20 protein-coding genes and 1 tRNA gene are annotated in these 25,231 nt (G+C 56.6%); 8 read left to right on the top strand and 13 right to left on the bottom strand.

Annotation, left to right across the window (positions count from 1 at the left end; genetic code table 11):
- Positions 1–20 precede the first annotated feature (20 nt).
- From FEM03_RS16150 to FEM03_RS16130, 5 genes are all read right to left on the bottom strand, one after another.
- Positions 21–524 carry a hypothetical protein gene (locus tag FEM03_RS16150; protein ID WP_138087311.1) on the bottom strand — a complete coding sequence of 168 codons (504 nt, stop codon included), beginning with the start codon at positions 522–524 and terminating at the stop codon, positions 21–23.
- 93 nt (positions 525–617) lie between these two features.
- Positions 618–1,547, bottom strand: coding sequence for an aspartate carbamoyltransferase catalytic subunit (locus FEM03_RS16145; protein WP_138087310.1), 930 nt, complete (start codon positions 1,545–1,547; stop codon positions 618–620).
- Positions 1,544–2,092: a bifunctional pyr operon transcriptional regulator/uracil phosphoribosyltransferase PyrR gene (gene pyrR, locus FEM03_RS16140; RefSeq protein WP_138087309.1), complete on the bottom strand. Its 549-nt coding sequence runs from the start codon at positions 2,090–2,092 to the stop codon at positions 1,544–1,546. The genes FEM03_RS16145 and pyrR overlap by 4 nt, the downstream gene beginning before the upstream one ends.
- A gap of 123 nt (positions 2,093–2,215) precedes the next feature.
- On the bottom strand, positions 2,216–3,466 hold the full coding sequence (gene purD / locus FEM03_RS16135; RefSeq protein ID WP_138087308.1) for a phosphoribosylamine--glycine ligase: 1,251 nt from the start codon (positions 3,464–3,466) through the stop codon (positions 2,216–2,218).
- A 105-nt stretch (positions 3,467–3,571) separates the two neighbouring features.
- Positions 3,572–5,539, bottom strand: a complete 1,968-nt coding sequence (locus FEM03_RS16130; protein ID WP_138087307.1) for an amidophosphoribosyltransferase — start codon at positions 5,537–5,539, stop codon at positions 3,572–3,574.
- Between the two features lie 163 nt (positions 5,540–5,702).
- On the opposite strand from FEM03_RS16130, the gene FEM03_RS16125 reads away from it, so the two are divergent.
- The 3 genes from FEM03_RS16125 to FEM03_RS16115 all read left to right on the top strand — a co-directional run bounded on the left by FEM03_RS16125 (position 5,703) and on the right by FEM03_RS16115 (position 10,225).
- Positions 5,703–7,400: an extracellular solute-binding protein gene (locus FEM03_RS16125; RefSeq protein ID WP_166442910.1), complete on the top strand. Its 1,698-nt coding sequence runs from the start codon at positions 5,703–5,705 to the stop codon at positions 7,398–7,400.
- A gap of 3 nt (positions 7,401–7,403) precedes the next feature.
- Positions 7,404–9,098 (top strand): ABC transporter permease, encoded by a 1,695-nt coding sequence (locus tag FEM03_RS16120; RefSeq protein WP_206171042.1) that lies wholly within the window; start codon positions 7,404–7,406, stop codon positions 9,096–9,098.
- A gap of 119 nt (positions 9,099–9,217) precedes the next feature.
- Positions 9,218–10,225, top strand: coding sequence for a dihydroxyacetone kinase subunit DhaK (locus FEM03_RS16115; RefSeq protein WP_138087305.1), 1,008 nt, complete (start codon positions 9,218–9,220; stop codon positions 10,223–10,225).
- A 66-nt stretch (positions 10,226–10,291) separates the two neighbouring features.
- Here FEM03_RS16115 and FEM03_RS16110 read toward each other — a convergent pair whose 3' ends face one another.
- Positions 10,292–10,984, bottom strand: coding sequence for a DUF4336 domain-containing protein (locus FEM03_RS16110; protein ID WP_138087304.1), 693 nt, complete (start codon positions 10,982–10,984; stop codon positions 10,292–10,294).
- Positions 10,985–11,079: 95 nt separating this feature from the next.
- Between FEM03_RS16110 and can the strand changes: the two genes are divergently transcribed.
- The gene (can, locus tag FEM03_RS16105; RefSeq protein WP_138087303.1) at positions 11,080–11,748 is read left to right on the top strand and encodes a carbonate dehydratase; all 669 of its coding nucleotides are present in this window, start codon (positions 11,080–11,082) and stop codon (positions 11,746–11,748) included.
- 154 nt (positions 11,749–11,902) lie between these two features.
- On the opposite strand, the gene FEM03_RS16100 is transcribed toward can, so the two are convergent.
- From FEM03_RS16100 to FEM03_RS16090, 3 genes are all read right to left on the bottom strand, one after another.
- The gene (locus tag FEM03_RS16100) at positions 11,903–12,295 is read right to left on the bottom strand and encodes a hypothetical protein (RefSeq protein WP_138087302.1); all 393 of its coding nucleotides are present in this window, start codon (positions 12,293–12,295) and stop codon (positions 11,903–11,905) included.
- 28 nt (positions 12,296–12,323) lie between these two features.
- Positions 12,324–12,875, bottom strand: coding sequence for a hypothetical protein (locus FEM03_RS16095; RefSeq protein ID WP_138087301.1), 552 nt, complete (start codon positions 12,873–12,875; stop codon positions 12,324–12,326).
- Between the two features lie 159 nt (positions 12,876–13,034).
- Entirely contained in the window at positions 13,035–14,765 is a 1,731-nt protein-coding gene (locus FEM03_RS16090; RefSeq protein WP_166442909.1) for a putative ABC transporter permease subunit, read from the bottom strand.
- Positions 14,766–14,938: 173 nt separating this feature from the next.
- Here FEM03_RS16090 and FEM03_RS16085 point away from each other — a divergent pair, with 173 nt between their 5' ends.
- Together FEM03_RS16085 and FEM03_RS16080 are read left to right on the top strand one after the other, a co-directional pair.
- Positions 14,939–16,594, top strand: coding sequence for a tetratricopeptide repeat protein (locus tag FEM03_RS16085; protein WP_138087299.1), 1,656 nt, complete (start codon positions 14,939–14,941; stop codon positions 16,592–16,594).
- A 179-nt stretch (positions 16,595–16,773) separates the two neighbouring features.
- Positions 16,774–16,849, top strand: a tRNA-Ala gene (locus FEM03_RS16080).
- A 106-nt stretch (positions 16,850–16,955) separates the two neighbouring features.
- On the opposite strand, the gene FEM03_RS16075 is transcribed toward FEM03_RS16080, so the two are convergent.
- The gene (locus FEM03_RS16075; RefSeq protein ID WP_166442908.1) at positions 16,956–17,783 is read right to left on the bottom strand and encodes an FkbM family methyltransferase; all 828 of its coding nucleotides are present in this window, start codon (positions 17,781–17,783) and stop codon (positions 16,956–16,958) included.
- Positions 17,784–18,066: 283 nt separating this feature from the next.
- Here FEM03_RS16075 and htpG point away from each other — a divergent pair, with 283 nt between their 5' ends.
- Positions 18,067–19,911, top strand: a complete 1,845-nt coding sequence (htpG, locus tag FEM03_RS16070; protein WP_138087297.1) for a molecular chaperone HtpG — start codon at positions 18,067–18,069, stop codon at positions 19,909–19,911.
- Positions 19,912–19,973: 62 nt separating this feature from the next.
- The gene (gene menB, locus FEM03_RS16065) at positions 19,974–20,786 is read left to right on the top strand and encodes a 1,4-dihydroxy-2-naphthoyl-CoA synthase (RefSeq protein WP_138087296.1); all 813 of its coding nucleotides are present in this window, start codon (positions 19,974–19,976) and stop codon (positions 20,784–20,786) included.
- Positions 20,787–20,845: 59 nt separating this feature from the next.
- Here menB and FEM03_RS16060 read toward each other — a convergent pair whose 3' ends face one another.
- The 3 genes from FEM03_RS16060 to FEM03_RS16050 form a co-directional block, all read right to left on the bottom strand.
- Positions 20,846–21,262 (bottom strand): type II toxin-antitoxin system VapC family toxin, encoded by a 417-nt coding sequence (locus FEM03_RS16060; RefSeq protein WP_138087295.1) that lies wholly within the window; start codon positions 21,260–21,262, stop codon positions 20,846–20,848.
- 4 nt (positions 21,263–21,266) lie between these two features.
- Entirely contained in the window at positions 21,267–21,572 is a 306-nt protein-coding gene (locus FEM03_RS16055; RefSeq protein WP_206171041.1) for a type II toxin-antitoxin system Phd/YefM family antitoxin, read from the bottom strand.
- A 77-nt stretch (positions 21,573–21,649) separates the two neighbouring features.
- On the bottom strand, positions 21,650–25,144 hold the full coding sequence (locus tag FEM03_RS16050; protein WP_138087293.1) for a DEAD/DEAH box helicase: 3,495 nt from the start codon (positions 25,142–25,144) through the stop codon (positions 21,650–21,652).
- Positions 25,145–25,231 lie beyond the last annotated feature (87 nt).

Below are 25,231 nucleotides of genomic sequence, written 5' to 3'. Positions count from 1 at the left end.
CAGAGATCTCTTGAGGACAATTATGCCGCGCCCAGTTTGAGTTCTGGACGGGACTCGAGCGCTTCGGTGATGGTGGGCCATCCGTCAGGGCGCTGGCTTTGGAAGAGGTGCAGGTAAAGGGCGACTTCTTCGCCTTTGTTATCCACAAGCATGGCATCGACACCTTTGCTGATCTGCTCCGTGGTGAGTTCATCGGGGAGGTCGTCGACCTGGCCTTGTCCATCATGCTTGATGTCGGCGGCGTCGAGGAAGGCGGTGAGCATGGGCACCTTTGCTTTGAGGAGCCAGAGTTGCAGAATCTGCTCGGCCACGCTGTCGAAGGTTTTCAGTTCGAGCTGTTTGGTGAGCCAGGCTCCCTGTTCGGCGCGGCTTTTGTTTTGAAAATATTGGGGACGCAATTTGCGCTGGGCTCCAATTTGGAAGAGGGCGGTGCGGAAGGCCTCTTTGGTTTCCGTTTGAACGTAAAGAATGATGTCCTGTTTGAGTTCAGGGCTGATGGAGGAAACGAGCTGATGGGATTTCATGCGGTGCGTGAGAGGAGAAATGCGGGTGAGTTCGCTACCACCGGGGTGGGCGGGGCGCAAATGGTTTCGACGGGGTAGAAACGGGAGGAAAAGCTACTCCAGTGAGCCTGGACGAAGCCAGTGAAGCACGCTCATGCGCACGGCGATGCCGTTTTCGACCTGCTGGTTGATGAGGCTGCGTTCGTAGCTCATGACGTTGTCGGTGAGTTCGACGCCACGGTTGACCGGGCCGGGATGCATGACGTAGAGGCCGCGGTCGCGGATGGGTTTGAGTCGCTCGTCGGTGAGGCCGTAGATTTTGTGGTATTCGCCAAGGCTGGGAAAGAAGGGGACGTTTTGACGTTCGGATTGGACGCGCAGGAGGTAGATAACATCGGGGTTCCAGGCGTGGAGACTGGTCCAGTCATTGAAGATGTCGACCTCGGGAGGATGATTGCGCGGGATGAGCGAACTGGGGGCGAGCATGGCCGTCTTCATGCCAAGCCGACGGCAGAGAAGGTTGGTGGAGCGGGCAACACGCGAGTGCTGGATGTCGCCGACGAACGCGATGCGTTTGTTGCTGAGATTGTCGCCGAAGACCTCGCGAAGGGTGAAGGCGTCGAGCAGCGCCTGGGTGGGGTGGGCGTGGAAGCCATCGCCCGCGTTGATGACGGAAGCGGTGGTGTTTTTAGCGATGAGATTGGGGATGCCCGAGGTGCTGTGGCGGACCACTACGTAGTCGGTGCGCATGGCTTCCAAGGTCGAGATCGTGTCGAGGACGGATTCGCCTTTGACCACCGAAGAGGTGCTGACGGAGAAGTTAATCACGTCGGCGGAGAGGCGGCTGGCGGCAACTTCGAATGAGGACAGCGTGCGGGTGCTTGGCTCGTAGAAGAGGGTCAATACGGTGCGACCACGCAGGGTGGGGACTTTTTTGACGGAGCGTTTGAAGAGATTTTTAAAAGGGACGGCATTGCTGAGGACGAATTCAATCTCCTCATCGGTAAGGCTCTGGATGTCGAGCAGGTCTTTGCGGGGTGTCATGATGGGCGGCGGATGTCGTGATCCTGAATGTAAACGGCGTCTTCGCCGTCGACTTCGGTGAAGCGAACCTGGACGCGTTGATGCGGAAGGATGTCGAGATGCTCGCCAATGTAGGCGGCGTGGATGGGGAACTCGCGGCCATCGCGATCGATGAAGGCGGCGATCTCGACCTTGGCGGGACGTCCGTAGTCTAGCAGTTCTTCAATGGCGGCCCGGGTGGTTCGACCGGTGTAGGTCACTTCGTCGCAGAGGATGACGTTTTTGTCGTCGAGGTCGAAGGGGATGTCGGAGCCGATGAGTTTCGGGATGGTAGCGAGATTGCCGAGGTCGTCGCGATAGAGGGAGATGTCGACACGGCCGAGTTCAAGGTCGGGGAAGTGCGGTTTGAGGAGTGCGTAGAGGCGTTCGGCGAGCGGCACGCCGCGACTGTGAATGCCGACGAGGGCGAGATTTCCGTCGGGATGATTCTCGCGAATGAGGTTGGCAAGGCGCTCGATGCGCTGGGTGATGGCCTGGTGATCGAAGAGCGGCGCGGGGTCCGGCATTACGCAGGGAGTTTGGCGGGAGAGTGATTTGGTTGCAAGTGTTGAGTGGGGTTGAGGCACGAAAAAGCACGGGGGTTGCCCGTGCTTGGGATGTCCGGCTTGCGCACAGGCCGAAAATCGGTGTTACTCAAAATGAAGTTTGGCGATGTCGGTGCGGCTTTGCTGGCCGGGGAAACTGACTTTTTTGAGGTCAGCGTAGGCGGCTTCGCGGGCGGCTTCGCGGGTATCACCCTGCGCGACGATGGCGAGGACGCGTCCCCCATTGGTTTGGTATTGGCCATCGGCGTTTTTACGGGTGCCGCAATGATAGACGCGTGATTGAGTGATCTGATCGAGTCCGCTGATGAGGTCGCCGTTGCGTGAGGTTGCCGGATAACCGTCGCTGGCGAGGATGAGGCAGGTGCTCCAGCCGTCGCGGAAATGAATGAGGTTGCGCTTGAGGTCTCCCTTGGCCGCGCAGAGGAGATAGTGGGCAAAGTCGCCCTGGATCATTGGCAGAACGGCTTCGGCTTCGGGATCGCCAAATCGGCAATTGTATTCGATGACCTGTGGTCCGCTGGGAGTGAGCATGAGGCCGAAATAGAGGAAGCCGTGGTAAACGAGGCCGTCTTGCTGGAGACCGGCGACGGTGGGTTGGACAATGGTCTGCTCGATTTGAGCGAGGAGTTCGTCGCTGATGATGTCACGCGAGGCTACCGCTCCCATGCCGCCGGTGTTGGGGCCTTCATCGTTGTCACCGATGCGCTTGTAGTCACGCGCGGGCATGAGGATGTGGTATTTGTCGCCGCAGACGGAGGCGAAAATGGAGATCTCAGGGCCGGTGAGGCATTGTTCGATGATCAAGTCGCCGGTGCCGAAGGTTTGTTTGGTGAAAACTTCGTCGATGAACTCAAGGGCGCTGGCTTCGTCCTGACAGACGGCGACGCCCTTGCCGGCGGCGAGTCCGTCGAATTTGAGGACGATGGGATAGGTGCCAAGGGCACGGACGGCGTCGCGATGAGTCTGGGCGACGGTGCAGTTCGCGGTGGGGATGTGGTGACGCTGGAGAAAGTTTTTGGCGAAGGTTTTGCTGGCTTCGAGCTGCGCGGACTCTTTAAGCGGGCCCCAGCAGGGGATGCCGACTTCGGCGCAGATGTTGGCGAGGCCGCGATCCTTGACGAGCCAGGATTCTTCTCCGGCGACGCAGAGATCGATTTGTTCGCGTTGCATGAAGGCGACGAGATCGACGAGTCCGGTGGCTTCAACGCGGGTGGCGAGACTTTGCATGGCGTCGCTGCCGGGCCAAACGTAAAGGTGGGCATCAGGAGCGCTTTCGCGCAGCGCGGTGAGGATGGCGTGTTCGCGTCCGCCTTTGCCGGTAACGAGGATTTTCATTCTAAAGTTTTCGGTTTTCAGGTTTCAGTTTTTCAGGTCGGAGGCTCTGGGGTCACTGATTCATTCCTGAACACTGAAACCTGAACCTGAACACTCGGGGTTAGTTTAAAACAAGGTGTCGTAGGCGCGGCCGGGGCGTTTTTCGTGGTAGCGGATGAACGCTCCGTTGACGACGGGATAGCCGCCGGGGGTGGGGAAGTTGCCGCTGAAATACCAGTCGCCTGCGTTGCTGTTCAAGGCGGTGTGGAGGTTTTCAACGGTTTGATAGATGACGCGCAGATCGCCTTTCCAGGCGGAGCTTTGCGGGCGGACGAGTTCGGCGATTTTGGCGGAGATTTCTTCGTCGGTGAACGGAGCGTAGATGTCTTGAACGACGTTTCTTTGTTCGTGAGCGGGCTTTTTGAGCTCCTCAATGCAGTTTTGGTAGGTGTGTTCGATAACGTCGCGGTGTCCGGTTTCCTTGAGCAGGGCGATGGCAGCCTGGAAGGCAATAAATTTGCCGAGTTCGCTCATGTCGATGCCGTAGCAGTCCGGGTAGCGGATCTGCGGGGCGGTGGAAACGACCACGATGCTGCGTGGGTTGGTGCGGGCGAGGATGCGCAGGATGCTTTGTTTAAGAGTGGTGCCACGCACGATGGAGTCGTCAACGATCACCAAATGGTCGTCGGGTTTGACGACGCCGTAGGTGATGTCGTAAACGCTGGAGACGAGCTGGTCGCGACCGCTTTCCTGGGAGATGAAAGTGCGACTCTTGATGTCCTTGTGGGCAATTTTTTCGGAGCGCGGCCAGTTTTGCAGAATGAGATCGTCAATCTTGGATTCGTCGAACTCGCCGCGTTGGATCATTTCAAGCAGGGCCGCTTTGACTTCTGCGCGACGCTGTTTGCGCAGGCCGTCCATAAGGCCGTAGTAGGCGGTTTCGGCGGTGTTGGGGACGAAGCTGAGGACGGTGTTGGCGAGGTCGTTGCCAACGGCTTCGAGAAGCTGGGGAACGAGGGCTTCACCGAGGGCTTTGCGATCGTGATAAATGGAGGCGTCGTTGCCGCGTGAGAAGTAGATGCGCTCGAAGGAGCAGGGGGTGGGGAGACGAGGTTCAGCGAACGAATTGATGGAGAATCGTCCGTCACTTTTGATCACCGCGACGTGGGCGGCGGGGAGTTCGTGGGTGTCGGTTTCTTCGAGTTCGAACACGGAGCGAAGGGCGGCACGTTCGCTGGCAAAGGCGATGTATTCGTCGGTCTGAACGTAGAAGCAGGGGCGAATCGCATTGGGATCGCGCATCACGAAGGCGTCGCCGTTGCCGATGGTGCCGGCGATGGCGTAACCACCGTCCCAGTGGGCGGCGGATTCACTGATGACCTGGGTGACATCAAGCTGGCGGCTGATTTCGGCGGGAATTTCGATGCCGTCCATCTTGCCGCGGAGGTCGTGGTAGAGACTGGTGTGGGCTTCGTCGAGATGGAAGCCGATTTCTTCGAGAACGGTCTGGGTGTCGGTATCGACAACCGGATGCTGGCCGCGACGACGCATGATGTCGTTGAGTTCGCGGGTGTTGGTCATGTTGAAGTTGCCGAGGACGATGAGGCTGCGCGTCGGCCAGTTGCTGCGGCGCAGGTAGGGGTGGCAGGAGGCTTTGCCGAAGCTGCCGGAGGTGCCATAGCGAAGGTGGCCAACCAGCACTTCACCGCCGTAGTCGAAGTGGTTTTTGATGGCTTCTGAATCGTTCTCGAATTTGACGTAGTCGGTGCCGCGCTCGCGGGCGGTGATTTTGCGCTCGCGATTGATCTGTTTCGCGGTGGTTTTGTAGTCGTCTTCGATTTCGCCGAAGACTTCTTCCATGGAATTGCTTTTGCTGGAGCGCAGCCGGAACATGTAGGGCTGGCCGGGCTGCATGTTGAGCTTCACACAGCCGACGCCCATGCCGTCCTGACCGCGGTTGCGCTGCTTGATCATGAGCGCGTGAAGCTTGTCCAGTCCCCAAAGGGCGCTGCCGTATTTGTGATGGTAGTAGCCCAGCGGCTTTAGAAGCCGCACGACCGCTATGCCGCATTCATGCCTGATTGGATCGCTCATTCGGAAAATCGAGGGTCGGCATTATGGAACGGGTGTGGGGCCATGGCAAGGTGGGAGATGAAAAATGCGTTCGCCGGGGAAGAATGGAGACGCTTGTCACGAGTGTTTGGTTGCGTTTGGAATGGAATCCGCTTCTCTGGAGACGTCGCTTGTTCAATTGTGTATGGATGCTGCTGCTCCCGATGCCCCGCCTGCTGAGTTGGTGCCTGTCCGCAAGGGCTGGCGGCGGGAGGTGTGGGTGTTGGTGGCGATGCTGGTGGTGCTGGCGGCACCGTGGTTGCTCAAGCCGAAAGAAAGCACGGCACCTGCTTCGTATGACCGGCGTTTGGTGATATTGACGCCGCATCACGAAAAAATCCGCCAGGAATTTGCCTTGGCATTCACGCGCTACTGGCGTGAAAAAACGGGTCAGGTGGTTTATATCGACTGGCGGACGGGTGGAACGGCGGAATTGGCGATGCTGTTGAGGTCGGAATATGGCGGGGCGTTTCAGCATTATTGGACGCGGACGCTGAAGAAGGATTGGTCGCATGAAGTGGGGCTGGCCTATGCGAATTCAAAACTGAAATCGACGGATGAGTCGGCGGCAGGCGTGGCGCGGCGGGCATTTATGGAATCGAACGTGGGGATTGGCATTGATCTGTTTTTCGGGGGCGGTTCTTTTGATTTCGAGCAGCAAGCTTCGGCGGGAATTTTGGTGGCGGCTGATCCGTCGGGAAAATTTGGGTTGAAGCCGTTGAGAGAAAAGCATCCGGACTGGTTCACGGATGAAGTGATCCCTCCAAGTGTGAGTGGTGAGCCATTTTACGACCAGGAAATGAGGTGGGTGGGAACCTGTCTTTCGAGTTTGGGGATTTGTTACAACTCGGATGTATTGAAGCGGTTGGGGGTCGAGAAGGCTCCAACGCAATGGGCGGATCTGGCGGATCCGCGATTGATCGGGCAGGTGGCGCTGTCGGATCCGAACAAAAGCGGCACGGTGACGAAGTCATTGGAGCAATTGATTCAGCAGCAAATGCAGTTGCGGCTGGAGGAGTTGACGAAAGATCCGGCGACGTTCAGCACGGAAGAGACACGATTGAAGGCGGCTTTGGAACAGGGGTGGGAGAGGGGATTGCGATTGATTCAAAGGGTGAGTGCCAATGCGCGGTATTTTACGGATTCGGCCACCAAGATTCCGTTGGAGGTTTGTCAGGGTGATTCAGCGGCGGGCATGTGCATCGATTTTTATGGTCGCAGTTTTGAGGAACAGGTGAGGAAGGCGGATGGCAGCACACGGATTCATTTTGTGGCCCCGGTGGGTGGATCGAGCATCGGGGTGGACCCGGTGGCGATGTTGCGTGGCGCTCCCGATCCTGAACTGGCGATGGCGTTCATGGAGTTTGTGCTGACGCCGGAAGGGCAGAAGTTATGGAACTACCAGCCAGGGACGGCGGGCGGACCGCAGGAGGCAGCGTTGCGACGTCTGCCGGTGCGACGCGATTTTTACACGGCGGAGAATCAGGCTTTGATGACCGATGCCGGTTTGTTGCCGTTTGAGCAGGCGAAGCTTTTCACTTACCGGCCAGAGTGGACGGGGTCATTGTTTGGGGCGGTGAGATTTCTGGTGAAGGTGATGTGCATTCACGTTCATGCGGATCAACAGCGGGCGTGGAAGGCCATCATCGCGGCGGATTTTCCTCCTCGTGCGGTGGCGGCTTTTGAGGATGTGAGTCTGGTGAACTATGAGGCGACCAAGCGACTGGCGGCGGATCTTGGCAAGAAGGACAAGGAGCTGGAGATGCGTTTGACTCGGGAGATGACTCAGCGTTTTCGGCGGCATTATGAGCTGGCTTATCAACTGGCGAAGGAGGGGAAATAATCGATGTCTCGTTCTTTCACATGGTCGGTTTTCGGAGCGATGACGCTGTTTTTTGCGTGCTTCTTTCTGATGCCGATCTGGAGCACGCTGGAGGTCGCTTTTGTGTCGACGAAGGGTGGCTTTACGCTGGAGTATGTGTGGGAGGTTTTTCGCAATCCGGTTTATCGCGAAGGGTTGTGGAATTCGCTGATCATGGGATCGTTCACGACCCTCGGATGCCTTATTGTGGCGGTGCCATTGGCGCTGGTGTTCACGCGTTATGAGTTTCCGGGCAAGCCGTTGCTGAATTCGCTGATCCTGGTGCCGATGATCCTTCCGCCGTTTGTGGGCGCAATCGGGGTGCGGGCGATGCTGGGTCAGGCGGGTTCGATCAACAGTTTTTTGATGCAGATTGGGTTGATGGACCCGGAGCATCCGGTGGACTGGCTGGGGCAGGGGCAGATGGTGGGCATCATCATCATGAACGTGCTGCATTTGTATCCGATCCTGTATTTGAATGTGACGGCGGCGTTGTCGAATCTTGATCCGGCGCTGGAAGATGCGGCAGCGAATCTGGGGTGTCCCCCTTGGCGACGGTTTTGGAAGGTGACGTTGCCGCTGATCATGCCCGGAGTTTTTGCAGGGGGCACGATTGTGTTCATCTGGGGTTTCACGGAATTGGGCGTGCCGCTGGTGTTTGATTACCAGATGGTGACCAGTGTGCAGATTTTTAATGCGATCAAGGACCTGAGCGGAAACCCGTTTCCGTATGCGCTGGTGGTGGTGTTGCTGACCTTGACGACGCTGATGTATGCCACCAGCAAACTGATGTTTGAGCGGGGCAATGCGAGTGGCGGTGGACGGGCAACGATGGGTCGCGAGATGATCCGGCCGAAGCCGCTGGGGGCCTGGCTTTGCACGATGAGTTTTGTGTTGTGCATCGGAGCGGCGGTGATTCCGCATATCGGGGTGTTGATGTTGTCGGTTTCGACCGATTGGTATCAAACCGTTTTCCCTGAAGGGCTGACGCTGGCTCATTACTCCGGCGCGTTGAGTCATGAGCTGACCCTCACGGCGATTTCCAACAGCCTGAAGTATGCGTCATTTGCGACCTTGCTGGATTTGGTTCTGGGCATCGGGGTGGCTTATGTGAATGTGCGGACGAAGATCTGGGGGAGGCAGTTGCTGGATGCGATGGCAATGCTGCCGCTGGCGGTGCCGGGTCTGGTGCTGGCGTTTGGGTATTTGGCCATGGCTCGGGAAGGGCAGCCTTTTCACTGGTTGATGATCGGCGAAGATCCGGTGTTGTTGTTGATCGTGGCCTACGCGGTTCGGCGCCTGCCGTATGTGGTGCGATCGGCGAGTGCGGGATTCCAGCAGGTGAGTCCAACGCTGGAGGAAGCGGCGCAAAATTTGGGTTGTCCACCTTTGAAAGCGCTGTGGAAAGTGACTTTGCCATTGATTTTGCCCAACCTGATCGCCGGTGGCCTTTTGGCGTTTTCATTTGCCATGCTTGAGGTCTCGGATTCGATGATCCTGGCGCAACAGGCCACGCATTATCCGATCACGAAAGCGATCTATTCTCTGGTGGGCGCGCTGGGAACGGGACCATTTCTTGCTGCCGCGTTGGGGGTTTGGGCCATGCTCTTCCTGGGGGTAACGTTGCTGGGAGCGGGCCTCATTTTGGGCAAAAAATTGGGCGCATTGTTCCGGGTTTAAACCACTGGATTCGGCCATTCAGGCGCTTTCTGCGCGTTTGTCGCTTTGACAAGCGGGGTTGTGCTCGCTAGAAAGGGGGTCGTCCAAAACGTAACCTCTGCCAATCCAACCACTTCCTCATGAGCAACAGCGCCAAAAAAATCATCAACGATCCTCTCACTTGTGCCGATGAACTCTTTGAAGGTTTGGTGCTCGCCTATGATGGCAAAGCCCGTAAAGTCGGCAAACGCAGCATCGTGATGAATGATCTGAGGCCGGATGCTCCCGCGTTGTTGATTGGTGGCGGTGCCGGTCATGAGCCCATTTATCACGGCTTGGTGGGCAAAAACATGGGCGATGGCGCGGCGGTTGGTGACATCTTTGCGGCTCCTCCTCCAGACATCGTGCTCGAAGCCACCCAGGCGGTGAATCGTGGCAAAGGCGTGCTTTATCTTTATGGCAACTACGCGGGTGACGTGATGAATTTCGACATCGGCGCTGAGCTTGCCGAGGAAGAAGGCATTGAAGTTCGCACGGTGATCATCAATGACGATGTGGCCTCTGCTCCGACTTCTGAAAAAGACAAACGCCGTGGCGTTGCTGGTCTGGTGCCCATCGTGAAGATTGCCGGTGCGGCAGCGGCCACGGTAGACACGCTGGATGAGCTGGTGCGCATCACGCAAAAGGCGGTCGATCACACCCGTTCTGTGGGAGTTTCTACCAAACCAGGCAGCATTCCAGCGACTGGACAACCCACCTTCGATCTTGCTGATGACGTCATCGGTCTTGGCATGGGCATCCACGGCGAAAAGGGGATCGCGCTGATCCCGATGTGCACCGCGAACGAACTCGCTCCGAAGATGCTCGACCTGATCTTCGGCGATGACATGGAGTTGAATGCCGGAGATGAAATTGTGTTGTTCGTGAACAGCCTTGGCAGCACCCACATGATGGAATTGCTCATCCTGTTGAAGTCCGCCAAGCCGATTCTTGAGGCGCGCGGACTGAAAATTCATCACACGATTGTCGACAGCATCGTGACCTGTCAGGAGATGGCTGGCGTGTCGATCAGCATCATGAAACTCGACGATGAATTGAAGCGTCTTTGGGACATGCCTTGCGAGAGCGTGGGATACACCAAACTCTGATCTTCGAGATCTGAAAATTCAAACAGCCGGCTCTCGTGTCGAACGAGAGTCGGCTGTTTTTTTAGGTCAGGGCATGAAGCCGTGTTTCCGCCAGATGCCTGCGAGGATTTGTTTGCCATTGGTTTCGATGACTCTGCCGTGACCGACGATGACACGGTCGAAGTCCCACGCCATCAAACGTTCAATGGATCGCGAAAACGCCGCGCGGTCTTTGATGATCATTCGGAACAGACGGCTGACATCTGGCTCTGGTCTCAAGCCGGAGAGACTGCGCAAGATAAGCTTCGTCCAGAAATTCGAACCAGGGCTGAGGTTGAAGACGATGTCAGCCATGATCAAGGTGCGTGAAGCCCGATGAAAAATGGCATACTCCTCGGACTGAGGGACCCCATCGATTTTTAAGACATCAATGTGATCCTTCCAGTCAGCAGGGGGCGGGGAAAGTGGGTAGTTCTTGATGGCATTGGCCACCTTAAATTGTTGAGGAGCAAAGAGGGGAATTGTCGGCCAGTTCGCGGAGAATCGGTCGGTGAAAGTGTCATGCAACAGGGTCGCTTCGATGGCCCATGTCGCGGTGCCAAGCGCATTGATGGCATGAACGTTTTCTTCTGAAAACGGTGCGCTTGAATGGATGAGCAGGGCATCGCTGAGTCGGATGATGGTGGTGTTGCGACCAAAGTTGGCCCCGAGAATGTGCAGCGGGTGGTGGATGATCCACAAATCTTCTGCCAGCAAAGTGAGCGAGGTGTCAGGCGGCATGACAAAACCTGCCTGCATTGGGCCATGGCGCAAGTGGGATGGTGCCAGAATCTATCCACTTTCCTCCGACAGCGGCTGTGCTATGGATCTCATCCATGACCAATCGTCCTCTCCAACCTCTCATTGATCAAAACCGTGCCTGGTCTGAGGCTCGCCGCCAGGAAGATCCCGAATTTTTTAGCCGTCTGGTCTCGCAGCAGGAACCTGAATACCTTTGGATTGGGTGTGCCGATAGTCGCGTGCCCGCAAACGAGATCGTGGGTCTCATGCCCGGCGAATTGTTTGTGCATCGCAACGTTGCCAACGTAGTGGTCCAGACCGATCTTAACTGCCTTAGCGTGCTTCAATACGCCGTCGAAGTCCTCAAGGTAAAGCATATTCTTGTTGTTGGTCACTATGGTTGCGGTGGCGTTCAGGCGGCACTGGAAAGAAGAAAACTCGGACTCATCGACAACTGGTTGCGCCATGTGCAGTCTGTTGCGGATAAGCACCAGGAGCACCTCAACGAAATCGAAGATGACAAGGATCGCGTCGACCGACTTTGCGAGTTGAATGTCATTGAACAGGTCGTCAATGTCTGTAAAACGACGGTCGTTGAAAACGCCTGGGCGAGCGGTCAACAACTCACCGTGAATGGCTGGACCTACCGTCTCAACAATGGCTTGGTGCGCGATCTGCAGATCAGTGTGGACGACAGCTCCAGTCTCACCACCAGTCATGAAGGTGCCGTTTCACGACTTCATCAACGACCCGTCACCCGCTGATGCGGGGATTGATGGTGCGTGGCAAATTCTCCGATCCGTTGGGACGATTCATCACATCCCGGCACCTTGTGCCGGACTTAGAGGAGTCGTCCCGTTGGGACATGGACAATTGCTTGGTTACACAACCCGGTTGTCCGTCAGCACCTAGCGAGCCCTAGTTCGCCGAGCGGCTCAACCACCACTGGTAAAGCCACGCGCACGCGCCGACAAACAACAGTGCGGTGACGGTGAACTCCAGCACTTGCATGTAAAACACCCGGCGTTTTTCACTGGCTTGGGCGAGCGTCAGACGCTGTTCACCGCGACGTTTTGGGGCGGATCGCTCGGGTGGTGGCAGCTCATCATCATTGCGGCGCCGACGCTGCTCCGAAAAAACCTTCGAAGTTGCGGCGATGGCCACTTCCAGCCGGTGCACCTCATCTTTCAACAGCTCTGCCTTGTCCTTCAAAACCTTGGGTTTCCTCACGGTCGAAGGCATGTCCAATGCCAGCAAATCCTTGGCGGTTTTTGCTGTGGATGGTTTGCGAATGCGTTTGTTGGCAGACATGGCAGCAGGGTAGGCAGGTTTGTGTTCCTTAAGGCAAATATTTGATCCACATCACCACGCCAATCGCGGCGAGCATCACCGGCAGAGTGAAGGCGAATCCCAACAGCATCCAGCCCTTGAAATCCGCAGGCAGCATGCCGCTGGCGAGCGCCGCAAAAGCACCGCCTTCTTCACGCATCGGCATCACCGTGGCCAGACGTCGAATGGCTTTTGAGTAGTCATCTTCCGCGTCCTCCACCGCTCCAATGGAGCGATCCAGTTCCTCCTCCAAAGCACCGCGATGCCAGGACTCGGGATGAATGTCGCGCAGCGCATCGAGATGTCTCTGGAACGAATCGCGTGCCGTTGAGATTTCTTCAATTGCCTTCTGAGAATTGTAAAGTTCACGGTCAAGCTTGGCCAACGAACGCGCCAGTCGCTCACAAACTTCTCGCCGACCATTGGAGAAACGCTCCTCCTTGTTCTTGCGCAGTTCCAGCTCTTCCGTTTCGCGTTGAGTTTTCTCCAACTCTTGACGGATACGCAACAGCGATTCCTGCTTGTGCTTCAGTTCGGTAAAGGGGTCATCTTCAGAAGTCATCGCGTGCATTGGATCGACCCTTCCATGACCATTCGATGATCCGCGCACGGCCTGAAAATCGTCAGAATCCTCAAACCTGAGAACCGGAACATTATCTTCAGCAAACAATTCTCGAGAGGTTCGTGCCATACTAGGGATCTTTGTTGACCCTTCTAGATATTACAGATTACCTAACTTTGCCAGTCTTTTTGTTCGCTGTAGCGCAAAAAAGTAGGGAATCCCAGCCACTACAACGGTGAGAGCTGCCACCATTCCGATCGCGGTGAACTCCCATTCGTAGAACTGCTCCATGGTTGGAGTCTTGCGCGACTCGCCAGTTCGCTCCCGATACGTTGGGTAGATCGCCATGGTCACTCCCAGCACAATGTAAAAGAAGCTCAGCACCAGACACAGCGTCCCGCCGAATCCGGACACGATCTTTGCGGAATTGGTTTCCTTGAAATTGGGCAGCAGAACCCCCAAGGACAGTGACAACACATTCAGACCGACCGTCAGCATCATGATCAGCGCGATGAAAAACAGCGCCCGATGCATCGGGAGATCCAGACTGTAGCTCGACACCGCCACCAGCAGCACCGTCAATGGAGTGGAGGCGACCAGATTCGTCACCAGTTTTTGATTGAGCACCTTTTTCAGTGAGAACGGTGCCAGTCCCAAAATCCACAAGCGTTGTCCCTCCAGGCTGAATTGCGGGAATACAAACCGCGTGGTAAGCGTCGACATCGCCAGACAGCACACCGTGAGATTCAAATAGCTGATCACCGCGCTCCACAGCGAATCGCGGTAGTTGTATCCCAGATGCCGGAGATTCGAGGTGTAGAGAAGCAGCAGACCGAAAATCAGCGCACACTGTCCCCACTGCATCGGCTCGCGGATGAACGTGTAGCCGTCTTTGGCCAACAGCGCCCGCGTTGCCCTGTCCCAGCCCAGACGATCGCCCACCCAATCCAGCCATCCGGATGATCGATGGCCGGCATGATCATCATTGCGTTTACGCTTTTGCTCCGCCCGCCGCAATGAACGGTTCCACGTTGGATAAAACAATTTCCCTGCCAGCCACGAAGTGAGCACCCATGCAGCGGAGGCATAGCTCAGGAGGATCAGGTTGTAGAAAACGACCTTTCCCGTCAGCGATCTTCCTGCGGCGATCACCGTCTCCGCTACCCATGAACTCGGTAGCAGGGGGTGAGCACAGATTTGGGTGTGGCGAAGGATCTGATTCGCATTGGCTGCCACGTCTCCGGAAACGAGACGTGTGGAGCGGGCATCGCGCATTTGGAAAACGATCATCCCCACCAAAACCACCAATACCACCACCGCCACCTTCAACCACCAGGGTCGGTAAAACCGGATCACCAGAAGCAGCAGCCAGGTGCTCACGTTGGAAGCCACTGCAATCAAACACAAAATCGCAGGCACGCTCACCACATAGAACGCCGGACCAGCATCAAATGCCTCCCCGAACCCTGCCAGGATTGGCGCACTCAGCAGGAGCAACCCCCAGCTCGACAACAGCATTCCCTCCACCGTTTTCCACATCACCACACTCGCATGCGGAACCGGCAGGCTGAGCATCCATCCGGTCTCCTGCCGCCGGAACAATCCGATGCCGGTAATCGCCGCATTCGACAGAATCAGCATCACAAAGAAAAAGAAGAACAGCAGAAACAGAATCCGCTCCGTCAACACCGGACCAATCAATGGCAACCGATGCACAAAGATCATGCCTTTGTTCACCAGCGCGAAGGCTACTACCATGTAGAGCAGCATGAACAACACGATTGTGGTCAGCATCAAACGACCCTCCCGCCAGTTGTGCATCAAACGATGCCGCAACGCCAGACCATGCACCCGGCCCTGCATCAAAGTTGCGTCCACATTCGTCAACATACCCGTCCAGTTCCCCATAAATCGCCACCCAAAGCAATGCCAAACAAGACTGGCGGCATTTTTTCCGACAAAATCACGGAACATCTTGATTCCTTACATTGCTTTTGACAATAATGAGCATTTCCACGCAAGTCGTGGTCTATACGTTCGATTTCAACTAGCCAAAACCAACCATGCTTCACAGCCTCATCTCCGTAAAATTAGTCGCCATGGCCGCCGCACTCGGCCTGAATACCTCCGAATGGAAAAACCCCAGCCCCGACATGGTTGCCCAAGTGGAGAAATTGGAAAAAGCCCTGGCCGACATCGCTGACACCCAAAAAGCCGAAGCGGTTCAGACGGAACTGAACGCCGCCTACACCGCCATCCGCGAGTTGGCGGAGAAGGGCGACAAGGACGCTCAATACGCCATGGGCCTACTCAGCCGCCAGAGCAACCAGGAAGGTGCCGTCGAGCAATCCGTCAGATATTTCGAGCTTGCCGCCAAACAAGGCCAGCTTCAGGCCATGAACAACTACGGCACCCTGCTCGCAACCTCCAGTCGCGATCAAGCGACCCAGACCGAGGGGGTGGACATGATCAAGAAAGCTGCAGAAGCTGGCGAAAACAGCGCCCGCCGCAACATGGCCCAGGTCCTCCTCCGCGGCATGGGCGGTGAGAAAATCGATCCCGCAGCTGCCAAAAAACTTCTTGAGACTGCCGCCGCTGAAAAAGACGCTGACGCCGCATTCGACCTGAGCCAGTTCTATGGTGGTCAGGGTGGCAAAGAAAGCCTTGATGGCGAGAAAGCCTGGGAGTGGCTCAACAAATCGGCCGAACTCGGCAGTGCCAGTGGACTCGACACCCTGGGCACCCTGCTGTTCCAAGGTGGAAAAATTGGAGCCAAAGAGATTCCTGCTGACGCCAAAGCCGCTGTCGCCAAGTTTCAATCCTTGGCCGAGAAGAACAATCCTGTGGGTCTGCGCAAGATGGCTGGTGTGTATCAGGACGGACTCGGTGGTGTTACCAAAGACTTCCAGAAGGCTGTCGAAAACTACACCAAGGCCGCCCAGGGCAATGACTCTCTCGCCCAATTTGTTTTGGCCAACATGTTCAACAATGGTGTCGATCTCGATCCCAAAGACGAAAAAATCGACCTCCCCGCCAACGCGGCCACCGCCCTCAATCTCTACCGCGCCGCCGCCCAGAACAATCTTCCCATCGCCAGCTTTAATGTGGGCATGTTCTACGAGCAGGGCCGCACCGTTGACCGCGACATGACCAAGGCCTTCACCAGCTTCCAGCAAGCCGCCCAGGCCGGAGTTCCGCTCGCCATGCAGAAAGTCGGACTTTATTACCTCAACGGCGCAGGCACCCTCAAAGATCCCATCGCCGCCGCCGGATGGTTTTCACGTGCCGCACAAGCCGGCCTGCCTGAAGGTCATCTGAATTACGCCAAGCTCACTGAAGCAGGCGTCAACATGGCAGGAGACAAAGCCACGCCGTTTTACACCGCCGCTGATTCTTATATGCAAGCTGCGGACGCGCCGAACGCTGCTGATGGTGTGCGTCAGGAAGCCCTTCTTCGCCTTGGTAATCTTTATTTCCGCGGTGTGATGGTCGCCAAAGGAGAAGAGCCCAAGCCCGACTACGAGCGCGCTTATATCTTCTTCAGTCAGGCTGCTGACGTTGATCCGAAAAACGAAGTCGCCAAAGGTGCTCTTGCGGAAGTTGCCGGCAAGCTTACCCAGGATCAGATCAAAAAAGCCAATGCCAGCATTGAAAGCATGAAGAAGGATCGTGAAGCCCGCCGCGCGAAGGCTGAAGCTGCCGCGAGCCCTGCTCCTTGATGGGATCACTTGATCCCGTTTCACTAAAAACGATGCCGGAGCCCGGCATCGTTTTTTTGTGCCCCGATGCTTCCGAGCAGTGCGCGCCATGTTTCGCACATTTGAAGTAAAATTGAAGAATTCACTTGTCAGACAGCGTGCTCTCGCTAATCTGTTCTTCCACTTTTCTACGGGGAAACGGGGTATTAGCTCAGTTGGTAGAGCGCTTCAATGGCATTGAAGAGGTCAGCGGTTCGAATCCGCTATGCTCCACCACCGTGGTTTTCCACCCGCATGACGCGGGTTTTTTTATGTCCATTTTTGGGTGGATTTCGAAGATCTCGGAACCGTGCGCGGTCAAGGGTGCGGGGTGAGGAACCTATCATCGTTCCAACAACAGATAGCTGACGCCGTCTTTTCCGGTTTGTTGGAGGACTTGCTCGGCGCTCAAAGTTCCGGTTGGTCCCGATTCCCACAGGCATCGGATCGTAAAGCCATCGGCGGTGAATTTTTGCAGGTAAGCCAAGGGATCCATGTGGGGGGCGACCCATGGGGCATAAAATTCGATGATCATGGTCAATTGCGTTGAGCGGGCAAGCACTTTGCGCATGCCTTGAAGCACATGGTATTCGCTTCCTTCCGCATCAATTTTCACGAACGAGAGCTCGACATCATCGGGAATCACGTCGTCCACCGGCACGGCTGGAACAGCGACTGAGGTGGAGGTTCCAGCCTCCGAGACCGAGCCCGCGCCGGAATACTCGGCATCGAAATGTAGGTAAAGCTCGGTGGCGTGAGAGAACGCAGCTTGTTCACAGAGGGTGACCGATTGTTGCAATCCGTTGGCACAGAGGGATTTCGACAACAACCGCGAAAGATCGCGGTTTGCCTCAAAGGCGAACACGTGCCCTTCAGGACCCACCATGGAACCCATGATGAGCGTGTAGTATCCGTGATTGGCCCCGACATCGAGAACCTTCATGCCCGGCTTCACCCTCGATCGGATCTCGGTTTCAATCCAGTGTTCCCATCGACCATGGGTGATCAATGAGGCAGCGATGGTCGCATCGTTGGCGGAAAGATAGATTCGATGGCCTGAGTGCAGTCGTGTGAGGACGACGCCATCGCCCAGATAAACCGACAAAGGGATGTCGCCTAGGCGTTTTTGCTGCTCAACGATCTGCTTTTGTCTGGCCTCGATTTTTTCCAACCTCGATTCAATGGATCGGAGTTTTGCCATTTTTTTGCTCGCGTGAGCACGAAGTTCCTCTCGCAGACGTCGAAAAATCATTTTCACTGAATATGTCGGCATAAAAATTCCGCAATCACTTTTCGAGTCAGACAGAGCGTCTTGATCGACACGCCATTCCGTAAATTGGAAAGGCGGGTTCGACCCACGTTGATTCAACAGGGGGTTGATCGTGGCCGGTTCTTGATTATGGTCATGGCCCGACTTTTCGGATTCTTCTTACCATTTTCTCTATTGACCATCTATGAGCACCGCAGTTCCCACCCATGAGTTCCAGGCCGAAGTCCGGCAACTTCTCGACATCGTCATTCATTCGCTTTACACAGACAGCGAAATTTTCGCGCGTGAGCTGGTGAGCAACGCCTCTGATGCGCTGGAAAAAATGCGCCTTCTGCAACTGACCGAGAAGGACATTTTCGATGAGGCTCTGCCTTTGGAGATCCGCATCACCACGGATGAAACCGCGAAGACGCTGACCATTGCCGATCATGGCATCGGCATGACGCGCGCGGAGTTGGTGGAGAATCTTGGCACCATCGCCCATTCCGGTTCAAAGGCATTTGTGAACGCGCTCAAGGAGTCCGGCAAGGACGGGGCGCACAATCTGATCGGCCAGTTTGGTGTGGGATTTTATTCCGCCTTCATGGTGGCGAGTGAGGTGAAGGTTTACACGCACTCATGGCGCAAGGATGGCGAACACTTGGTGTGGACCAGCGATGGCGCGACCGGATACACCATTGAGGAAGTGGAAGGCCAGAACCGAGGCTGCAAAATGGTTTTGCAGTTGAAGGACGATGCGGTGGAGTTTGCCAAACCTGAGCGCATCAAGCAGATCCTCGCGAAGTATTCGAACTTTGTGACCTTCCCGATTTTGCTGAACGGGGAGCGCATCAACACGATTGAAGCGTTGTGGCTGAAGAACAAGAGCGAGGTGACCGAGGAGCAATACAAGGAGTTCTACAAGTTTGCCGCCCACGCGTTTGATGATCCGAAATACACGTTCCACTTCAATGCGGATGCGCCGTTGAGCATCAATGCGTTGTTGTTTGCGCCATCCCACAATCCGGAGCAGTTCGGCATGGGTCAGATGGAACCGGCAATTTCCTTGTATTGCCGTCGGGTGTTGATCGATGCGAAACCAAAGAAATTCCTGCCGGAGTGGATGCGCTTCATTCGCGGTGTGGTCGACAGCGAAGATCTGCCATTGAACATCTCGCGTGAATCAATGCAGGACAGCTCATTGTTTCGCAAACTGGCCAGTGTGGTGCAGGGCCGCGTGATCAAGTTTCTCGAGCGCGAGGCGGATGGCGATGCGAAGAAGTATGCGGAGTTTTACAAGGATTTTTCACGTTTCATCAAGGAAGGCGTGGCGACGGATTTCGAGAACAAGGAGACCATCGCCAAGCTGCTGCGTTTCGAGTCATCGTTGACCGAGCCGGGCGAGGTGGTGAGCCTGGGCACTTACGTGTCGCGCATGAAGGAAGAGCAGAAGGCGATCTATTATCAGATTGCTCCGAGTCGTGCAGCGATTGAAAGCGGTCCCTATCTTGAGGCTTTCAAGAGCAAAGGATTTGAGGTTCTGTATCTATTCGAGAGCATCGATGACTATGTCGTGAGTGCCCTGGGCAAGTTCAGCGACAAACCATTGCAAGCCGTCAATTCGAGCGAAGTGGATCTGGGCGACAACAACCCGGATGGCCAGACCTTGAGCAAAGAAGACACCGAGACCCTTTGCGCATGGGTGAAGGAGAAGCTCGGCACGCGTGTGCAGGAAGTGCGTGCGGGCAAACGCCTGGTGAGCAGTCCTTCGATGGCAGTGGTGCCGGATGGCGAGATGACGCCGCAGATGCGCCAGATGATGAAGGCGCTGAAGAACGAGGATTTTGGTGGTCCTTCGGTGATCCTCGAAATCAATCCGTCGCATGCCATCGCGCTGAAACTGTTTGGTTTGAAGGACAGCAATGTGGAGCTGGCCGAGTTGGTGGCCGAGCAGTTGCTCGACAATGCATTGATGTCAGCCGGTTTGCTGGATGACACGCAGGCCATGATCAATCGCGTGAACCGGATCATGGAGCAGGCGGTTGCGTGATCAAGGCGGCAAGTTTGATCAGGCACTTATTACTTTTCTCTTTTCACTTATCCCTTTCTCCTATGTGGACCACCGTCAAAGACTTCACTGACATCAAGCTGGAAAAGACCAGCGATGGTGTGGCCAAGATCACCATCAACCGGCCTGAGGTGCGCAATGCATTCCGGCCGCTGACGGTGCAGGAGATGTTGCAGGCTTTTGACATTGCCCATGAAGATCCAGAGGTCGGAGTGGTGATCCTGACGGGCGAAGGTCCGGATGCGTTTTGTTCTGGTGGCGACCAGAAGGTAAGGGGACATGCGGGTTATGTGGGTGGCGATGGAGTGCCGCGATTGAACGTGTTGGATTTGCAGAAGAAGATTCGTGGAATTCCGAAGCCGGTCATCGCAATGGTGGCGGGTTATGCCATTGGTGGCGGTCATGTCTTGCATGTGGTGTGTGATCTGACCATTGCGGCAGACAACGCGCGCTTTGGTCAAACGGGTCCGAAGGTGGGTTCGTTTGACGGCGGATTGGGCAGCAGCTATCTGGCGCGGATCGTGGGACAGAAGAAAGCGCGGGAGATTTGGTATTTGTGTCGTCAATATGATGCGCAGCAGGCGCTCGACATGGGTTTGGTGAACACGGTGGTGCCGCTGGCGCAGCTGGAAGAGGAGACCTTGAAGTGGGCGAGGGAGATTCTGCAACACAGCCCGCTGGCCCTGCGTTGTTTGAAGTCGGCTTTGAACGCGGACTGCGATGGTCAGATGGGACTGCTGGATCTGGCAGGCAATGCGACCTTGCTTTATTACATGAGCGAAGAAGCAAAGGAAGGGAAGAACGCGTTTGTAGAAAAAAGGAAACCGGATTTTTCCAAGTTTCCTAGGGTGCCTTGAGTGGATGGGTTGATTGCGCAGTTCACCGAGCCACCCATTGGGGGTGGCGAGATTATTGTTCAACCTGAAGAATTCGTGGCCAGGGTTTGAATAAGGGGGTTGGATAGCAGCAACTCGTCTGAGGTGACAAGAACGAGATTGTGGATGATGGCGGTAGCGGCGATGATGCGGTCGGCTGGGTCGCCGTGGAAATCTGGGCCGAGGTCGTAGGTCTTGGCTGCGATTTCGGGGGTGATGTCGAAAATTTTGATTCGTTGAGATGGCAGCGCCGCAAGGAACCATCGGTCAATTGGCAGCGTGAACAGAGGACCTCGTTTGGAGGCGTTTTTTTGGGCAACCTCTATGAGGCTGATGCTGGAGAGGGCGAGAACGTTTTCGGTTCTTAAGAGGGAAATGGTGCTGGGAGCAATTTGTTCGGGGCGGTCAAATAGCCGGAACCATGCGTTGGTATCGAGAAGATAGTTGATGGCCTGCATGGGATCAGTTGTCCATCGGATCAAGAGTTTGGGCGGGTTTTTGCTCCCAGTCGTGAGGTTTCCAAGTGGGGGAATCGAATGAGTTCACCATCTCGTCCGAGGCCAGGGTGAATTTTTTGCCTGAACCAATCCATTCAGCGATGGTGGGGATATTCTTTGACGATGGCGGGGAGATCTGGGCGATGGCTTTGCCGTGACGGGTGATGATGAGTGTGATGCCATCCTCTTCAACCGACCGGAGTTCTTCGGTGCAGTGGGCTTTGAATTGTGAAACGGCGATTTGCCGCTCGGTAGATTCGAGCACGGTCATAGTGCATGATAAATTGACCATTAAAATAGTCAATTACTTATGCATGGCTCGGAACGAACCTTCTACTTTTAGAGGAATCAATCCGCAGTGTGAGCGTCGTCGGGTGGATCGCCGATGCCGAAGAGGTATTCGAGGTCGGCGCGATCAAGGGAGCGGGAGAAGCTTTCGCTGCCGAGGACGTCTTGGGACATGAATTGTTTCTGCTGCTGGAGGCGCTGGATTTTTTCTTCGATGGTGTTTTTCGCCAGGAGACGGTAGGCCATGACGGGTTGGGTCTGGCCGATGCGGTGGGCGCGGTCGATGGCTTGGTTTTCGACGGCGGGGTTCCACCAGGGGTCGTAGAGAACGACGTAGCTGGCGGCGGTGAGGTTGAGGCCGCTGCCACCGGCTTTGAGGGAGAGGAGGAAGACGCTGGGGTCGGGGGTGTTCTGGAAGCTTTCGACGACCTCGGCGCGGTTTTGGGTGGCTCCGGTGAGCCAGTGGTGGGGGCGGTCGAGTTCGATGAGTTTGTCTCGGATGATTTTGAGCATGGTGACGAACTGCGAGAAGACGAGGACCTTGTGGCCTTCGTCGTGCAGCTGGTCGAGGAGTTCCATGAGGGCGTTGAGCTTGGCGCTTTCTTCGTTGATGGCGTCGGGCTGAACAAGGGCGGGGTGACAGCAGATTTGACGGAGTCGGGTGATCGCCTGGAGAATCGCGAAGCGGCGTTTGCTGAGGGCATCGGCACCGGTGGCGGTGAGGATCATGTGCTGCGCGTTGGCCAACTGCTCGCGATAAAGTTGTTCCTGGATGCCGCTGAGTTCGCAGAGCATGGATTCTTCGGAGCGTGGGGGGAGGTCGCGGGCAACCTGGGACTTGGTGCGGCGCAGGATGAAGGGGCGGAGTCGGGCGCTGAGTCGCTCGGCGGCGCGGTCGTCTTTGCGTCGGTCGAAGTGCTTCTGGAAGTAGGCGCGGTCACCGAGGGCACCAGGGGTGGCGAAGGTCATGAGCGACCAGAGATCGAGGAGGCGGTTCTCAAGGGGCGTGCCGGTGAGGACGAGGCGGTTCTGGGCTTGGAGGAGGCGGGCGGCTTTGGCGACTTTGGAGTCGGGATTCTTGATTTGCTGGCCTTCGTCCAGGATGGCGGCGAGCCAGGGGACCTTGGAGAGGTCTTCAATGCAGGCGCGGAGTTGCGCGTAATTGAGGACGAGGACGTCGATGTTGGCCTTGGTTTCCTCAATGTTGAGGGTGTCTTTTTCGCGCAAGACCTGGACGCGTAGGCTGGGGGCAGCTTTGGCAATTTCGATGGCCCAGACGTCGAGGACCGATTTGGGGCAGACGACGAGAATCGGACTGAGGGGACGGCCTTCGGCAATGGCGTGATTGCGCAACCAGAGCATCCAGGTGATGGACTGCATGGTTTTGCCGAGACCCATGTCGTCGGCAAGAACCCCGCCGAAGCGGTTGATGGCGAGGTAGACGAGAAACTGGAAACCTTCGACCTGATAGGGACGGAGGGTGGCGTTGAGTTCGGCGGGAACGTCGGGTTTGGTCTGAAGGTCGAGGGAGTTGAGGCGTTCGCGGACGGTGTCCCAGAGTTCGGGCGGGAGGAGTTCCCTGCGTTGCTGCAGGGCGAGTTGACGGGCGTGAATGGGGTGGGCTTCGTCGGAGAGGTCGTTGAGGTCGATGCCAAGGGCGGCAAAGGCGTCTTGTTGTTCTTCGCTGAGTTCGAGTTTGACGGAGCGCCAGGTGCCGTCGGCGAGACGGACGTAACCACCGCGGGCGGCGATAAGGCGGCGGATTTCGGCGGGTTTGAGTTCGAGGCCTTCGATGTCAAAAACGAGGCGGAGGTCGAACCAGTCCATGCCGGTTTCGTTGACTTCGAGGCGGACTTTGGCAGTGAGCGGGTCTTCGAGGATCGACTGAAGCCGGTCGTCAGTTTGCAGGGTGACGGTTTCAGGGAGGGAGCGGGCCCAGGTTTCGAATTGTTGGGGGAAGGTTTTGGTGACGCGGACGCGGAAGGCGTCGAGTTCGAGGTCGTAAGTGCCCTTGATGCCTTCGACGAGCGGAATGGCAATGTCGAGGGTATTGCGGTCGTAGCAGGGAATGGTGTCGTCGGGAGCGCGGAGTTGTTCCTGCATTTCCCAGCGGCGGCCGCGCAGGCGCTGGGTGAGGAGGCCGTTGGAGCTGGTGGCCTCGACGCTGATGCTGGCGTGTTCGGTGGAGCCCTGTTCAGCCTTGGGGAGGCATTTGGCGATGAGTCGGACGTTGAAAGTCTCGCGGGTGACTTTTTGGGCGAGGTTGGGCGGGAGGTCGATGCCGAGTTTATTAAGGAACTGGATGCCTTCTTCGCTGGCGAGGGCCTGGAGGGGGATTTCGATGGAGGTTTGCGCCTGGGTGCCTTCTTCAAAGTTGGCGGGACCGCGATAGAGGGTGTCGGAGGCGAGGTAAAGAGGCTGGGCGGCGGGGAGGTAACGAAGGGGCTTTTGGGGTTCGTTGCCTTCACCATCGCGCAGATGGAGGATGATGGTGGCGGCGCGTGGGCCTTCGGCAGGGACCTCTTCGGCGGTCCAGTTCAGCGGGCTGGGTGACTGGCGGAAGGGGGTTTCGTTGAGGCTGACGAGGTGGTGGCTGAGTTCGGGTTGGGTGAGGAGCGAGGCGAGCCAGTGGGCGGCGTCGTGTTCTTCGAGTCGGATGATGGGCTGAAGTTGACGCGGAATCCAGCGGGCGGCGGATTCGATGAGGATGCGCGAAGGAAGGGGCAGGCGGAGGGCGTTGAGGCGGTCTTGGGCGAGGAACTGGTCGAGCTCGTCTTCAACCAGGGTGCGCCATTTGTCCTGTTCGAGGTCGTGGAGCTGGAAGCGCGCTTCGGCGGGGGTGATGATGAGGCGTAGTTCGGCCTCGGTGAGGGTGGGGTTTTCGCGCTGGCTGAATTCGCGGATGAGTTCGGCCCAGCGGGGAAGGTCTTCGGCTTGTTTCCAGGCGTCGAGTTTGGCGTTGGTGCCGGCGAGGTCGGTGACGCTTTCGAGGAAGGCGGGGTAGGTGAGTTTGCGGTCGACGAGGGCGGCGGCAAGGTAGTTCCAGAATTCGAGAACGTCTTTGGGGGGTTTTGGCCAAAGTTTGAGGGGTTCGTAACTTTGGATGGGCCAGCGGGAGTTGAGTCGGACGAGGTCGTGATCGTGGATTTCGCCGAGAGCCTGGTAGCGTTCGTGTCGTTTTTCGACCTTGGCGAGGTATTGCTCTTCGGTGGCGGCAAGTTTGCGGGAGAGTTTGTCTTCGACGATCTCGGTGAGGCTGAGCTGGGGTTCGGTGCCGCCAAACTGGCCGTGGGTCATTTCGGCCTCGAGCATGGCGGCACAGAGGGCGATTTTGTGTTGGGCACCGGTGGCGTCGGTGTTGCCGGACCAGATTTGTTTGTGTTTTTTGAAGGTGGCCTGGATGATTTCGTCCTCGAAGGAGATTTCGGCGAGGAAGTTTTCGGCTCCGTGCTTCAGGATACGGGTCCTGCGAGTTTCAACCAACTGCCTTGCGGCGGTGATGGTGGGGGCATCAAACAGACTGAGGAAAGATTCTACTTCGGCGGCACCAGGCATGAGATAATAAGCGGATCAAAACACGCGCCGTGACGACGCGAACCGTTACGTTTAGCACAGGGGGTCGGGGGGGAGCAAGGGAGAAAG

Origin of the sequence: Phragmitibacter flavus (assembly GCF_005780165.1) — a bacterium.
In the GTDB taxonomy this organism is placed as follows: Bacteria; Verrucomicrobiota; Verrucomicrobiia; order Verrucomicrobiales; family Verrucomicrobiaceae; genus Phragmitibacter; species Phragmitibacter flavus.
The sequence above is the reverse complement of the archived record's forward strand: the minus strand, read 5'-3'. Positions and strand labels throughout refer to the sequence as shown.